This window comes from Streptomyces cinnabarinus, assembly GCF_027270315.1.
Classification (GTDB): Bacteria; Actinomycetota; Actinomycetes; order Streptomycetales; family Streptomycetaceae; genus Streptomyces; species Streptomyces cinnabarinus.
Window position 1 is genome coordinate 4,719,751 of the sequence record NZ_CP114413.1, and the last position, 15,490, is coordinate 4,735,240.

Annotated in this window: 11 protein-coding genes; 6 read left to right on the forward strand and 5 right to left on the reverse strand. The window is 70.3% G+C overall.

Features of this window, described 5'->3' with window-relative positions:
- Nucleotides 1-94: 94 nt before the first annotated feature.
- The gene (locus tag STRCI_RS21325) at nucleotides 95-1,066 is read left to right on the forward strand and encodes a pirin family protein (RefSeq protein ID WP_269660549.1); all 972 of its coding nucleotides are present in this window, start codon (nucleotides 95-97) and stop codon (nucleotides 1,064-1,066) included.
- A gap of 76 nt (nucleotides 1,067-1,142) precedes the next feature.
- Complete coding sequence (locus STRCI_RS21330; RefSeq protein ID WP_269660550.1) at nucleotides 1,143-2,198, forward strand: AI-2E family transporter; 1,056 nt, start codon at nucleotides 1,143-1,145, stop codon at nucleotides 2,196-2,198.
- Here STRCI_RS21330 and STRCI_RS21335 read toward each other — a convergent pair.
- Nucleotides 2,171-4,315, reverse strand: coding sequence for a SpoIIE family protein phosphatase (locus tag STRCI_RS21335; protein ID WP_269660551.1), 2,145 nt, complete (start codon nucleotides 4,313-4,315; stop codon nucleotides 2,171-2,173). The genes STRCI_RS21330 and STRCI_RS21335 overlap by 28 nt on opposite strands.
- A 150-nt stretch (nucleotides 4,316-4,465) precedes the next feature.
- Here STRCI_RS21335 and aspS point away from each other — a divergent pair, with 150 nt between their 5' ends.
- Nucleotides 4,466-6,229, forward strand: a complete 1,764-nt coding sequence (gene aspS, locus STRCI_RS21340) for an aspartate--tRNA ligase (RefSeq protein ID WP_269660552.1) — start codon at nucleotides 4,466-4,468, stop codon at nucleotides 6,227-6,229.
- Nucleotides 6,230-6,348: 119 nt separating this feature from the next.
- Nucleotides 6,349-7,278, forward strand: coding sequence for an intradiol ring-cleavage dioxygenase (locus tag STRCI_RS21345; RefSeq protein WP_269660553.1), 930 nt, complete (start codon nucleotides 6,349-6,351; stop codon nucleotides 7,276-7,278).
- A 44-nt stretch (nucleotides 7,279-7,322) separates the two neighbouring features.
- Here STRCI_RS21345 and STRCI_RS21350 read toward each other — a convergent pair whose 3' ends face one another.
- The 3 genes from STRCI_RS21350 to STRCI_RS21360 all read right to left on the reverse strand — a co-directional run bounded on the left by STRCI_RS21350 (nucleotide 7,323) and on the right by STRCI_RS21360 (nucleotide 11,378).
- Nucleotides 7,323-7,688, reverse strand: a complete 366-nt coding sequence (locus STRCI_RS21350; RefSeq protein ID WP_269660554.1) for a PH domain-containing protein — start codon at nucleotides 7,686-7,688, stop codon at nucleotides 7,323-7,325.
- Between the two features lie 92 nt (nucleotides 7,689-7,780).
- Nucleotides 7,781-9,505 carry a methionine--tRNA ligase gene (gene metG, locus STRCI_RS21355; protein WP_269660555.1) on the reverse strand — a complete coding sequence of 575 codons (1,725 nt, stop codon included), beginning with the start codon at nucleotides 9,503-9,505 and terminating at the stop codon, nucleotides 7,781-7,783.
- 124 nt (nucleotides 9,506-9,629) lie between these two features.
- The gene (locus tag STRCI_RS21360; protein ID WP_269660556.1) at nucleotides 9,630-11,378 is read right to left on the reverse strand and encodes a VWA domain-containing protein; all 1,749 of its coding nucleotides are present in this window, start codon (nucleotides 11,376-11,378) and stop codon (nucleotides 9,630-9,632) included.
- Nucleotides 11,379-11,603: 225 nt separating this feature from the next.
- Here STRCI_RS21360 and STRCI_RS21365 point away from each other — a divergent pair, with 225 nt between their 5' ends.
- A complete protein-coding gene (locus tag STRCI_RS21365) occupies nucleotides 11,604-13,673 on the forward strand; it encodes a PhoX family protein (protein WP_269660557.1) in 2,070 nt (689 codons plus the stop codon).
- Here the strand turns inward: STRCI_RS21365 and STRCI_RS21370 are convergent.
- Entirely contained in the window at nucleotides 13,613-14,641 is a 1,029-nt protein-coding gene (locus tag STRCI_RS21370) for a LysR family transcriptional regulator (protein ID WP_269660558.1), read from the reverse strand. The two genes, STRCI_RS21365 and STRCI_RS21370, sit on opposite strands and share 61 nt — an antisense overlap.
- Before the next feature lie 172 nt (nucleotides 14,642-14,813).
- On the opposite strand from STRCI_RS21370, the gene snpA reads away from it, so the two are divergent.
- Nucleotides 14,814-15,485: a snapalysin gene (gene snpA / locus STRCI_RS21375; RefSeq protein ID WP_269660559.1), complete on the forward strand. Its 672-nt coding sequence runs from the start codon at nucleotides 14,814-14,816 to the stop codon at nucleotides 15,483-15,485.
- Nucleotides 15,486-15,490 lie beyond the last annotated feature (5 nt).

Genomic DNA, 15,490 nt, shown 5'->3' on the forward strand with positions numbered 1-15,490 from the left:
GGGAGCCCGGGGGGAATGCCCTCCGGGCTCTTCCCGTTAGGGGTGGCAAGAAGTTCAATGCTCAACTAAACTGGACGCACAAGGAGGTACCGACATGCCTGCAGTGACCGTCGAGAACCCGTTGACGCTGCCCCGTGTCGCCGCGCCCGCGGAGGCCGTGGCCCGTCCCGTACTCGCCGTCACGACCGCGCCCAGCGGTTTCGAGGGCGAGGGCTTCCCGGTGCGCCGCGCGTTCGCCGGGATCAACTACCGCCATCTGGACCCGTTCATCATGATGGACCAGATGGGCGAGGTGGACTACGCGCCGGGCGAGCCCAAGGGCACCCCCTGGCACCCGCACCGCGGCTTCGAGACCGTCACCTACATCATCGACGGGATCTTCGACCACCAGGACAGCCAGGGTGGTGGCGGCACCATCACCAACGGCGACACCCAGTGGATGACGGCGGGCTCCGGGCTGCTGCACATCGAAGCCCCGCCGGAGTCGCTGGTGATGTCGGGCGGGCTCTTCCACGGACTCCAGCTGTGGGTGAACCTGCCGGCCAGGGACAAGATGATGCCCCCGCGCTACCAGGACATCCGCGGCGGTCATGTGCAGCTGCTGACCACGCCCGACGGCGGCGCGCTGCTCCGCGTCATCGCCGGTGAGCTGGACGGCCACCAGGGCCCCGGCATCACCCACACCCCGATCACGATGGTGCACGCCACCCTGGCGCCGGGCGCGGAGATCACGCTGCCCTGGCGGGAGGACTTCAACGGCCTGGCGTACGTGCTCGCGGGCAAGGGCTCGGTCGGTGCCGAGCGCCGTCCGGTCCAGCTGGGCCAGACCGCGGTCTTCGGCGCGGGCGGTTCGCTGACCGTGCGCGCGGACGAGAAGCAGGACTCCCACACCCCGGACCTTGAGGTCGTGCTGCTGGGCGGACAGCCCATCCGTGAGCCCATGGCGCACTACGGCCCGTTCGTGATGAACACGCGCGAAGAGCTCCAGCAGGCCTTCGAGGACTTCCAGAAGGGCCGCCTCGGCACCATCCCCGCCGTGCACGGGATGACCGAGGGCGGTCTGTAGAACGGGTACTGACACCCCGTCACCCGGGTGGGCCTGCCGGAAGGTGGGCCCGCCCGACGCGTGATCGGGTGGGAGCGTGCCGGACTCCCGATCGCTGCTCCCCGAACCCGTGCGCCGGGTGGCGGCTTGGTGCGCCGTCATTCTGCTGGCCGCCGGGGTCGTGTACGTCGGCATCCGGCTGTGCGCGGCGCTGCGGACGGCCGTGGTGCCCGTGCTGCTGGCGCTGCTCGGGACCGCGCTGCTGGGGCCGCTGCACCGACGGCTGGTGCAGGCGAAGGTCAACCGGTCCGTGGCCGCCGCGCTGACCTGCGTCGCCGTGGTGGGAGTGGTCGGCGGCGCCGTGTACATCGTCGTCGCCGCGCTGATCGACAGCGGGGACCAGATCGTCACCTCGCTCCGGACCGCGGGGAACGATCTCGCCGATCACTTCGGGGCCGCGGGCACCTCCCTGGACGACATCGCCTCCAACGCCCAGGAACTCCTCACCAAGTTCGGCGGGACCGCCGCCTCGGGCGTGATCAGCGGGGTCAGTGTCGTCGGCGAGAGCATCGCCATGGCGGTACTGGCGCTGCTGCTGGTCTTCTTCTTCCTGCGCGACTCCGACCGGGCCGCCGGGACGCTGCGCTCGATGGCGCCGCGCGGTACCGCCGACACCCTGGAGGCGATGGCGCGGCGCGCCTTCGAGGCGGTCGAGGGGTTTATGCGGGGGACGACCTTCATCGCGTTCATCGACGCGATCCTCATCACCATCGGGCTGCTGATCCTCGATGTGCCCGGTGCCGCCGGGCTGGGCGCGCTCGTCTTCGTCGGCGCCTACATCCCCTACCTCGGCGCCTTTCTCTCCGGTGCCGTCGCCGTGCTGGTCGCGCTCGCCGACCGGGGGTTCGTGATCGCCCTGTGGGCGCTCGGGGTGGTGCTCGGGGTGCAGGTGCTGGAGGGGCATGTGCTCCAGCCGATGATCCAGAGCCGGACCGTGCAGATGCATCCGGCGATGGTGATGGTGACGATCACCGCGGGCGCCTCGGTGGCCGGCATCCTCGGCATGCTGCTGGCCGTACCGCTCACCGCGGCCGCCTTCGGCGTCGCCGAGGAGCTGCGGACCCGCTACGGCACCTCCGCCGAGCCGTCCTGAGCACTCTCCGCCAGCTCGAACCAGATGCTCTTGCCCTCGCCCCGCGGATCGACCCCCCAGGTGTCGGCGAGCAGCTCGATCAGCATCAGGCCCCGGCCGGAGGAGGCCAGCTCCCCGGGGCGCCGCTTGTGGGGGAGGTCGTCGCTGGTGTCGGTGACCTCCACGCGCATCCGGCGTCTGCCCGCCTCGCCGTGCACCTCCGCCCGCAGCAGGGCGTCCGCGTCGGTGTGCACCAGGACGTTGGTCAGCGTCTCGGAGAGCAGCAGGACCGCGGAGTCGACCTGGTCGGCGGAGATCCAGTCGTGCAGCAGCTCACGGAGCTGGTGCCGGGCCACCGCGATCCGCTCGGGCTCGTCCTGGGCCACCGTCAGCATGGCGCGGCGGACCGTCGGCCGCACGGCCGTCACCGTCTCGCCGCAGCCGCAGCCCTCCCCCTCGCGGCACAGCAGCAGGACCGCTATGTCGTCCTCGCGCCGGTCCGCCAGCGGGCCGGTGGTGTGGTGCGAGGAGGGCCCGTGCACCGCCTGGACCAGGGCGTCGGACAGGGCCTCCAGATCGCCCTGGTGGTCCTCCAGGATCGAGCGGATCCGCTTCCAGCCGGTCTCCAGGTCATGGCCGCCGGTCTCGATCAGACCGTCCGTGCACAGCAGCATCGTCTCGCCGGGCTCCAGGGTGAGCCGGGTCGTCGGGTAGTCCGCGTCCGGGTCGATCCCGAGCGGCAGCCCGCCCGCCGTCGGCCGGGTCAGCACCGTGCCGTCCGCCATCCGGATCGCCGGGTCCGGGTGCCCGGCGCGGGCCACGTCCAGGGTCGCCGAGGCGGGGTCCACCTCGACGTACAGGCAGGTCGCGAAGCGCAGGTCGAGCAGTTCCGGATCGTCGTCGTCCGTCATGCCGTGCAGAAAGCGGGAGGCCCGGGAGAGCACGGCGTCCGGGCGGTGGCCCTCGGAGGCGTAGGCGCGCAGGGCGATCCGGAGCTGCCCCATCAGGCCCGCCGCCCGCACGTCATGGCCCTGGACGTCCCCGATGACCAGGGCGAACCGCCCGCCCGGCAGCGGGATCATGTCGTACCAGTCGCCGCCGACCTGGAGGCCGCCGCCGGTGGGCACATAGCGGGCGGCGACGCTCATGCCCGGTATCTCCTGCGGGCCCAGCGTCGGCAGCATGGAGCGCTGGAGCCCGTCGGTGAGCTCGCGCTGGGTCTCCGCGGCGCCGGCCCGGGACAGCGCCTGCGCCAGCATCCGGGCCACCGTCGTCAGCACCGAGCGCTCGTCGGGCGTGAACGCCACCGGATAGGTGAAGGCCGCCATCCAGGCGCCCATCGTCCGCCCGGCCACCGTCAGCGGCAGGAACGCCCAGGAGCGGCGCCCGAAGTGCGCCGCGAGCGGCCAGGTCACCGGGTAGCGGGAGCGGTACTGCTCGGGCGTGGAGAGATAGACGGCCCGTCCGGTGCGCACCACCTCGGCGGCCGGATAGTCGGTCTGCAGGGACAGGTGGGTGAACGGGTCCTCGTCCCCGGCGTCCTGACCGTGGTGGCCGATGATCGTCAGCCGGTCGGCCTCCACGCCGAACACCGCGAGCCCGTCCGGTGAGAAGCCCGGCATCGACAGCCCGGCCGCGACCCGCAGCACCTCCGCCGTGGACCGGGCCTCGGCGAGCGCCCGGCCCGCGTCCAGCAGGAAGGCTTCCCGGGAGCGCCGCCAGTCCCCGGTGACCGCACCCCGTCCGGCCGGGGTGCCCGGCGTGGGCTCGGTGACCTCCTGGAGGGTGCCGATCACCTCGTAGGCCCGTTTCTGCGGGTCGAAGGCGGGCTTGAAGCGGCTGCGGGTGATCCGGACGACCTGGCCCCGCTCGTCCATGATCCGCACCCGCACCTCGCCCAGCGTGCCCTCGGCGACGGCGAGCTGGATCACTCCGGCGATCTCGTTCCAGTCGACCGGGTGCAGCCGGGCGCGCACCTGGGACTCCCGGAGCGTGGCCCGTTCCTCGGGCAGCCCGAGCAGCCGGGCCGCCTCGGCATCGACCGTGACCAGCCCGGTGGCGGTGGACCAGTGCCATTGGCCCGTCGCCAGGGCGGCGAGAACCTCCTGCACGGCGGGCAGGGGCTCACCAGTGCGCATTGCCCCACTCTAAGAAGAGGTCAACCGAGCCTGCCACCGAAGGGGCCGCCGTTAATGGTGGGGAGCCGATCATTGGGTGGCCGGTACCCTTGGGAGGTCCGGGCACTGGGCCCCGGAGATTCCCGATCCGCGAAGGCTGGATGAACGACGATGCATCGGTACAGGTCCCACACCTGCGGCGAGCTCCGCGCCTCTGACGTCGAGAGCGACGTCCGGCTGAGTGGCTGGCTGCACAATCGGCGCGACCTGGGTGGCATCCTCTTCATCGATCTGCGCGATCACTACGGCATCACGCAGCTCGTCGCCCGCCCCGGCACGCCCGCCTACGAGGCCCTGGACAAGCTCTCCAAGGAGTCCACGGTCCGGGTGGACGGCAAGGTTGTTTCACGTGGAACCGAGAACGTGAACCCCGAGCTGCCCACTGGCGAGATCGAGGTCGAGGTCGGCGAGGTCGAGCTGCTCGGCGCCGCCGCCCCGCTGCCGTTCACGATCAACGCCGAGGACGGGGTCAACGAGGAGCGGCGCCTTGAGTACCGCTTCCTGGACCTGCGCCGCGAGCGCATGCACAAGAACATCATGCTGCGTACGGCGGTCATCTCGGCGATCCGTCACAAGATGACGGCGCTGGGCTTCAACGAGATGGCGACGCCGATCCTGTCCGCCACCTCCCCCGAGGGCGCCCGCGACTTCGTCGTGCCCTCCCGCCTGAACCCGGGCAAGTTCTACGCCCTCCCGCAGGCGCCGCAGCAGTTCAAGCAGCTGCTGATGATCTCCGGCTTCGACCGGTACTTCCAGATCGCGCCCTGCTTCCGCGACGAGGACGCCCGCGCCGACCGTTCGCCGGGCGAGTTCTACCAGCTCGACGTGGAGATGAGCTTCGTCGAGCAGGAGGACGTCTTCCAGCCGATCGAGAAGCTCATGACGGAGCTGTTCGAGGAGTTCGGCAACGGCCGCCACGTCACCTCCCCCTTCCCGCGGATCCCGTTCCGCGAGGCGATGCTGAAGTACGGCTCCGACAAGCCGGACCTGCGGGCCCAGCTGGAGCTCGTCGACATCACCGATGTCTTCGAGGGCTCGGAGTTCAAGGCGTTCGCGGGCAAGCACGTGCGCGCCCTCGCGGTGCCGGACGTCTCCGCGCAGCCCCGGAAGTTCTTCGACCAGCTCGGTGACTTCGCGGTCTCGCAGGGCGCGAAGGGCCTCGCCTGGGTGCGGGTGGCCGAGGACGGCTCGCTGTCCGGCCCGATCGCGAAGTTCCTCACCGAGGAGAACGTCGCCGAGCTGACCAAGCGCCTCTCCCTGGCCGCCGGTCACGCCGTGTTCTTCGGCGCGGGCGAGTTCGACGAGGTCTCCAAGATCATGGGCGCGGTCCGGGTCGAGGCTGCCAAGCGCGCCGGGCACTTCGAGGACGGCGTCTTCCGGTTCTGCTGGATCGTCGACTTCCCGATGTACGAGAAGGACGAGGACACCGGGAAGATCGACTTCTCGCACAACCCGTTCTCGATGCCGCAGGGCGGCCTTGAGGCCCTGGAGAACCAGGACCCGCTGGACATCCTGGGCTGGCAGTACGACATCGTCTGCAACGGCGTCGAGCTGTCCTCCGGCGCGATCCGGAACCACGAGCCGGAGATCATGCTCAAGGCGTTCGAGATCGCCGGCTACGACCGGGACACCGTCGAGGAGCAGTTCGCGGGCATGCTCCGCGCGTTCCGCTTCGGCGCCCCGCCGCACGGCGGCATCGCCCCCGGCGTGGACCGTATCGTCATGCTGCTGGCGGACGAGCCGAACATCCGCGAGACCATCGCCTTCCCGCTCAACGGCAACGCCCAGGACCTGATGATGGGCGCGCCGACGGAGCTGGACGAGACCCGGCTGAGGGAGCTGCACCTGTCGGTGCGCAAGCCGCAGCCGAAGTAGTGGTCGGTTGAGCGAAGGGCCCGGACCCGGGGATGGGTTCCGGGCCCTTTGTCGTTTCCAAAGGTAACCACAGGCCACGCCCATGCTCCTTACAGCCGCCCTACCTAGCGTCCTGGGGCATGACGGGAAACCACACGGCCGAAGGGCCGAAGCACAAAAGGGACTTGACGCGGCGTAAGGTCGTCGTCGGCGGAGCCGGGGCGGTCGCCGCGGTGGGCGTGGGCGGTGCCTTCGCGGCAGGCGCCTTCGCGGACGAGACCAGCGGTACGGCCGCTGCCTCGGCCTCGGAGTCGGCGACCGAGGGCTGCTACAAGCTCACCTCGGAGACCACCGAGGGGCCGTACTACATCGACGCCGACAAGATCCGCCGGGACATCACCGAGGACAAGGAGGGCATCCCGCTCGTCCTGAACCTCAAGGTGATCGACAACGAGACCTGCAAGCCCATCGCGAACGCCGCCGTGGACATCTGGCACTGCGACGCGCTCGGCATCTACTCGGGCTACGAGAGCCTGTCGACCGGCGGCGGTGGCGGCACGCCCCCGACGGACGCGCCGACCGACATGCCCTCCGGCACACCGACCGGCGAGCCGCCGTCCGGGGCTCCCTCCGGCGGCACCGGCGGCGGGATGCACGAGGAGCCTACCGACGACGAGCGCTATCTGCGCGGCACCTGGAAGACCGACAAGCAGGGCCGGGTCACCTTCCGGACGATCCTCCCGGGCTGGTACCGGGGCCGTACCGTCCACATCCACACCAAGGTGCATGTGGACGGAGAGTGGACGGACGCCGGCTACGAGGGCGGCCACACCTGCCACACCGGCCAGTTCTTCTTCGACGAGGAGTCCGTCCTCGCCTCCGCCGAGGTCGAGCCGTACTCCACCTCGACGACCGAGCGCACGACGCTCGAACAGGACACGATCTACGACCAGTCCGGCACCGCGGGCGGCCTGCTCAAGCTGAAGTACAACAAGAAGAACATCGCCAAGGGCGTCGTCGGCTCCCTCACGATGGGCGTCGACCCGGACGCGACGAACACCGGTACCTGACCCGGGGTCCGTCTGTCCGTCGGACGCGTGCCGGTCGCTGAGGCCTACCGGGCTACGTACTGCGTGAGGATCGCCTGGACCTCGTAGATGTCCACGCCCTTGGTGAAGGTCTTGGTGATCGGCAGCTGGGTGCCGGAGACCCAGATCTTCAGCTCGGCGTCGAGGTCGAAGGTGCCGGCCGTCTCCACGGCGAAGTGGGTGATGCTGCGGTAGGGGATGGAGTGGTACTCCGTCTTCTTACCGGTGATGCCCTGCTTGTCGACCAGGATCAGCCGGCGGTCGGTGAACAGGATGGTGTCGCGGATCAGCAGGTAGGCAGTGTGCACCGTCTCGCCCTGGCCGAGCAGCTTGGCGTAGTCCTGCGCCGCCTGCGCCGGGTCGATCGGGTGCGCGTTGCCGAAAAGAGCCATGAGAGGACCCCCCACTCGAACGTCATGCGGCCTGACCGACCGCATGATCATGGCCAGATATACCTGGTGAGTGAGGGGTCCGAGAAGGGGTGTTACTCGGCGGTTACGCCGCCGAAGCGCTCCTTGTACGTTTCCAGGTCGTCGTCGGTGAGCTTGGCGAACAGCACCGGCGGAACCGTGAAGGGGGTGCCGACCGGGACGGCGGTCAGGGACTTCGCCTCGTCCGCCGAGACCCAGGTGGCGGTGTCGTCGGCGAGCGCGAACGCCTGCCGCATGGCCGCCGCGGACGCCGGGATGAAGGGTTCCGAGACCACCGCGTACAGGTGGATCAGGTTCATCGCGGTGCGCAGCGTGAGCGCGGCGCCGTCCTTGTCGGTCTTGATCTCCAGCCAGGGGGCCTTCTCCTCCAGGTAGGAGTTGCCCGCGGACCACAGCGCGCGCAGGGCGGCCGCGGCCTTGCGGAACTGGAGGGCCTCCATGTGCTCCTCGTACTCGGCGAGCAGCCGGGCGATCTCCTCGCCGAGCCGCGCCTCCGCCGTGCCGGGCTCGCCGCCCGCCGGGACCTCCTCGCCGAAGCGCTTCTTGGAGAAGGACAGGACGCGGTTGACGAAGTTGCCGAGGGTGTCGGCGAGGTCCTTGTTGACCGTCGCCGTGAAGTGCTCCCAGGTGAAGGAGGAGTCGTCCGACTCGGGGGCGTTGGCGATCAGGAAGTAGCGCCAGTAGTCGGCCGGGAGGATCTCCAGCGCCTGGTCGGTGAAGACACCGCGCTTCTGGGAGGTGGAGAACTTGCCGCCGTAGTACGTCAGCCAGTTGAAGGCCTTGACGTAGTCGACCTTCTTCCACGGCTCGCGCACGCCGAGCTGGGTGGCCGGGAACATCACCGTGTGGAACGGGACGTTGTCCTTGGCCATGAACTCGGTGTAGCGGACGGTGTCGTCGGCCTCGTACCACCAGGACTTCCAGTCGCGGGTCTCCCCGGCGGGCGCCGCGTCCGACCACTCCTTCGTCGCGCCGATGTACTCGATCGGGGCGTCGAACCAGACGTAGAAGACCTTGCCCTCGGCCGCCAGCTCCGGCCAGGTGTCGGCCGGGACGGGGACGCCCCAGTCGAGGTCGCGGGTGATCGCGCGGTCGTGCAGGCCCTCGGTGAGCCACTTGTGGGCGATCGAGGAGGCCAGGTGCGGCCACTGGCCGTCGTGCCGGGCGACCCATTCGCGGACCTCGTTCTCCAGCTTGGACTGGAGGAGGAAGAGGTGCTTGGTCTCGCGCACCTCCAGGTCGGTGGAGCCGGAGATCGCCGAGCGCGGGTTGATCAGGTCGGTCGGGTCCAGGACGCGGGTGCAGTTCTCGCACTGGTCGCCGCGGGCCTTGTCGTAGCCGCAGTGGGGGCAGGTGCCCTCGACGTAGCGGTCCGGGAGGAAGCGGCCGTCGGTGGGGCTGTACACCTGGCGGATCGCCCGCTCCTCGATGAAGCCGTTCTCGTGGAGGCGGCGGGCGAAGTGCTGGGTGATCTCGACGTTCTGCGGGCTGGAGCTGCGGCCGAAGTAGTCGAAGGCCAGCGCGAAGCCGTCGTAGACCGCCTTCTGCGCGTCGTGTGCCTGCGCGCAGAACTCGTCCACCGGGAGGCCCCGCTCCTTCGCGGCCAGTTCGGCGGGGGTGCCGTGCTCGTCCGTGGCGCAGATGTACAGGACGTCATGGCCGCGCTGGCGGAGGTACCGGGAGTACACGTCCGCCGGGAGCATGGACCCCACCATGTTGCCCAGGTGCTTGATCCCGTTGATGTACGGAAGGGCGCTGGTGATGAGGTGTCGAGCCATGGCTTGGCTGCTCCCGGGTCGGTCGGTTTACGAACCTTGAAATCGTAGCCGACATGGGTGGGCCGCCCGCTTCCCGTTTTAAGGGGTGGGAAGGGGGCGGCCCGTTCGTCTTTCCGGCGGTTTCCTACGGTCGCCAGTCCGCGAGTACGCCCGTGTAGAGCTCGGTGTCGGTGAGCTCGCGGGGGGTCGGGCCCGCGTGGAAGAAGGACGTGTTGCCGGTCTTCAGCTTGCGGAGGTAGTCGAAGGCCTTGTTGTCGTGCTCGCCGAAGGCGACGAAGGCGAAGTGGATGTGGGGGTGGGTCTTCGCGGCGTCGGCGAGGGCCTGGGTGGCGGGGGTCTTCGCGTCGGGGGCGCCGTCGGTCTGGAAGATCACGAGGGCGGGGGTCTTCGCGTCGGGGGCCGTCTTGTCGTGGGTGGCCACGACGTCCTCCACCGCTACGTGGTAGCTGGTGCGGCCCATGCGGCCGAGGGTGGCGTGCAGCTCGTCGATCTTGTTCTCGTGCTCGGTGAGGGTGAGCTCGCCGGTGCCGTCCAGTTCGGTGGAGAAGAAGGTGACGTGGACGGTGGCGTCGGTGTCGAGGTGGGCGGCGAGGGCGAGGGTCTGCTCGGCGAGGGCCTGGGCGGAGCCGTCCTTGTAGTACGGGCGCATGCTCGCGGAGCGGTCCAGGACGAGGTAGGTCTTGGCGCGGGTGCCGGTGAGGTCGTGCTTCTTGAGGGCGGTGGTGGCCGCGCGGTACGCGGTGGCGAGGCTGGGGGCGTGGGTCTTGAGGCGGGCGAGGGTGGTGGCGGGCTCGGCCTCGGCCTTGGCTGCGCCTTCGGCCGGGTTGTTCCCACCCGCACCACCGGTGCCGCTCTCGTCGTCGACCGCGGGTGGCCCCTGAGGGGCGACCTCGCCGTCGGCGACCGCGGGCTCCTCGGCCCGCGCCTCCGCCACGTCAGCAGCCAACGGCTCCACGACGGACTCCGCCACAACCTCAGCCACCGGCTCGGGCTCCGCGACCGGCTCCGCCGCAACCTCCGCCACGGGCTCGGGCTCCGCGACCGGCTCGGGCTCGGCTTCGATGACGGGCTCGGGCTCCGCGACTGGCTCGGGCTCGGCTTCGATGACGGGCTCGGGCTCCGCGACCGGCTCCGCCGCAACCTCCGCCGCGGGCTCGGGCTCCGCGACCGGCTCGGGCTCGGCTTCGATGACGGGCTCGGCCGCTGGGACCGGCTCCGTCGTAGCCTCCGCCGCGGGCTCGGGCTCCGCGACCGGCTCGGGCTCGGCTTCGATGACGGGCTCGGCCGCTGGGACCGGCTCCGTCGTAGCCTCCGCCTCGGGCTCGGGGTCGGCTTCGATGACGGGCTCGGGCTCTGCGACCGGCTCCGCTTCGGCGACTACGACCGCCTCGGGCTCCACACTCGCCTCGGGCTCCGCCACCGGCTCGGCTTCTGCCGTCGGCTCCAGCACGGGCTCCGGCTCGGGCTCGACGACCGGGTCCGTTTCGGCCACCGGCTCCGCGGCCGGCTCCGGCTCGACGACCGGCTCGGGCTCCGCCACGGGCGCAACCTCCGCCGTCGGCTCAGCCTCAGCCTCGGTCTCCGTTGCCTCGGCCATCGCCGCTGCCTCGGTCTTCGCCGTCGGCTCGGCCGTCGCCGTCGCCGTCGGCTCCGGGGCGCCCCCCTGCTTGGGGACCGCGACGTTGTCGAAGGCTGCTGAGACCAGTTCGTGTTCGTCGTCGTCCGTTGCCGGGCGGGGGTCCGGGAGCTTGGTTTCCGGGGTCGGTGCCGGCGTCGGATCCAGGGAAGGCGTGCCGGGGGCACCCTCTGCCTCGGCCGTGCGCTCCTTTCGGGAGCGGCCGAATGCGTTCCGCAGGAGAGTGAGAATGCCCATGTGCGCAACCCTTCGCATGAGTTGTATCCCGTCAATCCCTGGCCAGGACGGACACGTAAGGTTAGCCGCCCCGGAGCGTGATCTTCGGCCGGGATCGCCTGCTGGGCCAACTCAGCTACCGATACCTCCAGTTCACCCTTCGTTCATCGCGCGTCCCCGCTTTCGCACAGCCGTCCCTTTACCGTCCGTCTGGCTGGATTCAAGGGGAAGCAAGGGGAGAACAAAGTGCGCATTCCGCTGCCGCTCATCAGAACGTCGGACGGTTCCCATCCTGGTGGCCGTTCCGCCATGACCTGCCGTTTCCGGTGTGGTGACGCCTGTTTCCACGAGGTGCCCAACACCACCGCAAACCCGTACGTCGGCGACATCATCGCCGGCGCCCTGAGCCGCCGTAGTGTCATGCGTGCCGCCGCCGTGGTGACCGCCGCTGCCGCCGCCGGTACCGCCGCCTCCGTCGCCGCCGCGCCCGCCGCCGAGGCCGCGAGCGGTGCCGACAAGCACAAGCCCACCAGCAAGGGTGCCCGTGGTCTGCGGTTCACCGCCGTCGCGCCCAACACCGACGATGCCGTCACCGTGCCCGACGGCTATGGCCAGAATGTGGTTATTCGCTGGGGTGAGCCCATTCTGCGGGGTGCGCCCGCTTTCGACCCGGAGAATCAGACCGCCAAGGCGCAGGCCCAGCAGTTCGGCTACAACTGTGACTTCCTCGCGCTGCTCCCGCTTCCCGGTGAGCACAACCGGCAGATCCTCGTCGCCAACCACGAGTACACCGACGAGATTCTGATGTTCCGTGGTTATGACGCCGCCAATCCGACGCGTGAGCAGGTCGAGATTGCGTGGGCCGCGCACGGGCTTTCCGCTGTTGTCGTGGAGGGTGAGCGGAAGACGGGGCGGCTCAAGCCCGTTCCCCGGCATCCGCTGAACCGGCGCATTACCGCGAGCACCGAGTTCCGGATCACCGGGCCCGCCGCCGGGTCCGATCTTCTCAAGACCTCCGCCGACCCCTCCGGGACCAAGGCGCTCGGCACGCTCAACAACTGCGCCGGTGGCACCACCCCGTGGGGCACCACGCTGCACGGCGAGGAGAACTTCAACCAGTACTTCGCCAACAGCAGCCGCGCCACGGACAAGCGGTACGGCATCGGCACCGGTGCCACCGAGCGCCGCTGGGAGCTCTTCGACAAGCGGTTCGATGTCGCTCAGGAGCCGAATGAGGTGCATCGGTTCGGGTATGTCGTCGAGCTCGACCCCTACGACCCGCATTCCACGCCCCGCAAGCACACCGCGCTCGGCCGCTTCAAGCACGAGGGCGCGACCGTGCGGCTGACCGGCGACGGGCGTCCGGTCGTCTACACCGGTGACGACGAGCGCTTTGACTACTTCTACAAGTTCGTCGGCAGCAAGCGGATGATGAAGGGCAGCTCGCGGGCCGCCCGTGAGCACAATCTCTCGCTGCTCGACGAGGGCACCCTCTACGTCGCCAAGCTCACCGGTGACTCGCCCGCCATCGAGATCGACGGCACCGGCAAGCTCCCGGCCGACGGTGAGTTCGACGGCTCCGGTGAGTGGATCCCGCTGGCCACCGCCACCGCCAAGGGTGCCGTCAGCCACGTCGAGGGCATGAGCGCCGAGGAGGTGTTCGTCTTCACGCGGCTCGCCGGTGACAAGGTGGGTGCCACGAAGATGGACCGCCCCGAGGACGTCGAGCCCAACCCGCACACCGGCAAGGTGTACGTCGCCCTCACCAACAACTCCAACCGCGGTGTCGGCGCCAACGCCAAGGCGGACGAGGCCAACCCGCGCAACGCCAACAAGCACGGCCAGGTCCTGGAGCTGACCGAGCGCTGGAACCGCGCCGACAGCACCAGGTTCGCCTGGAGCCTGTTCCTGGTCGCCGGTGACCCCAACGACCCGGCCACCTACTTCGCGGGCTTCCCCAAGGACCAGGTCAGCCCGATCTCCTGCCCGGACAACGTCGCCTTCGACCCGCACGGCAACCTGTGGATCTCCACCGACGGTGCCCAGCTCGGTTCGCACGACGGCCTCTTCGGGGTCGCTACGCGCGGTGACCGGCGCGGTGAGCTGAAGCAGTTCCTGACCGTGCCGCGCGGCGCCGAGACCTGTGGCCCGCTGGTTCAGGACCGCCGTGTCGTGGTCGCCGTGCAGCACCCGGGTGAGATCACCGGCGCGACCGTGGAGAAGCCGGAGAGCACCTGGCCCGACGGTCCCGGCACCTACGTCCGCCCGGCCGTGGTGGCCGTGTGGCGCAAGGACGGCTGCGACATCGGCGTCTGAGCCTGGCCGGCCGACGCGGTGGGCTGCGGAGGGGCTGGAACGGGCGGGCTTCGCGTGCCGTCGTGTTCCAGCCACTTCCGGTACTCGGGGGCGTTCCGCGCCGCCTCCCAGTACGCCTCCTCCAGCGCGGGGAACGCCCCGTTCAGATCGGCGTCCGCGCGGGCCGCGAGCAGCAGCCGTACGCCCAAGGGGTCGCCGCGCAGTCTTCGTACCGCCATGTCGGGGCGGGGCAGGGCGGTGGGCTGGCAGACGGTGACGGCCTCGCCGATGGCGACCAGCGCCGCGGCCGTGTGGTAGTCGCCGTGCAGGACGTCCGGGGCGACCCCGGCGTCCCGGAACATCCGGCGCACCCCGTCCCACTCGCCGTCCACGCTCGGGTCGACCATCCACCGGTCGCCCGCCAGGTCGTACAGCTCGACCTCGGTCTTCGCGGTGGCCGGATGGTCGGCGGGGAGGGAGACGAACTGCGGTTCGCGTTCCATGAGGACCCGCAGCCGCAGTTCGCCGGGGAAGTGCAGCGGGGTGCCCTCCACCTCGTGCACGAAGGCGACGTCGAGCTGGCCGTCGGCGACCATGCGCAGCAGGGTGTTGGCGGAGACGTCCATGTGGAGCGTGGGCTCCCGGCCGTCGCCGCGCAGCCGGCGCAGCCAGCCCGCCAGGGCCCGGCTCGCGGTGGAGCCGACCCTCAGGCGCGGGCCGCCCGCGGCGGCCGAGCGGGCCTCGGTGACCAGGGAGCGCATCTCGGCCACCAGGGGGCGGGCCCGGCTGAGCACCAGGCGGCCCAGCGGGGTGGGGCGGCAGCCGGTGCGGGTCCGCAGGAACAGCGCGCCGCCCAGCTCCTGCTCGATCCGGCGCAACTGCGTGCTCAACGACGGCTGTGCGACGCCGAGTTGACGCGCGGCGCGGTGCAGACTGCCGGTGTCGGCTATGGCGCACAGCGCGCGGAGGTGCCTGACCTCAAGCTCCATGTCCTTGAAGCCTAAAGCGGATTCAGGGGTTTCACCAGACGCATGAACACCGGTTGACACACGCGAATCGGGCGCCCGATAGCCCGGTCCTATCGCCGGTTGCCATCATCACAGCCGCCGTACAGGCGTCGAGACTCACCGAGGACGACTCACCCCCACCAAGGAGTCCTCGATGAGTATCTCCCTTTCCCTGTCAGCGCGTTCGGCCGCGGCCGTCGCCGTCAGTCTGGCGGCCCTGGGGCTGGCCACCGCGGCCCCGGCGACCGCGGCACCCGCCCCGATCCCCGCCCCGCACGCCGGGTACACCGGCACCGCCGCCGAGGCCGCCGCCAACCGGGCCTTCTTCCAGGCCGTCCTGGAGTCGGTCGCCGAGAAGCGCGCGGCGAACCCGAGCAGCACCGCCGCGGTCACCGTCGTCTACGACGCCTCGCGTGCGCCCACGTTCAGCGCCCAGATAGCCCGCTCCACCCAGATCTGGAACAGCTCGGTGTCCAACGTCCGGCTCCAGCAGGGCTCCAACGCCGACTTCAGGTATTACGAGGGAAATGACTCGCGCGGCTCGTACGCCTCGACGGACGGGCACGGCCGGGGCTACATCTTCCTCGACTACCGGCAGAACCAGCAGTACGACTCCACCCGCGTCACCTCCCACGAGACCGGTCATGTCCTCGGTCTGCCCGACCACTACTCGGGCCCGTGCAGCGAGCTGATGTCGGGCGGCGGTCCGGGCACGTCGTGCCGCAACGCCAACCCGAACGCGAATGAGCGGGCCCGGGTGAACCAGCTGTGGGCGAACGGTCTCGCGGCCGCGATGGACAAGGCTCTGGAGAAGTCGGGTCGTTGATCCCA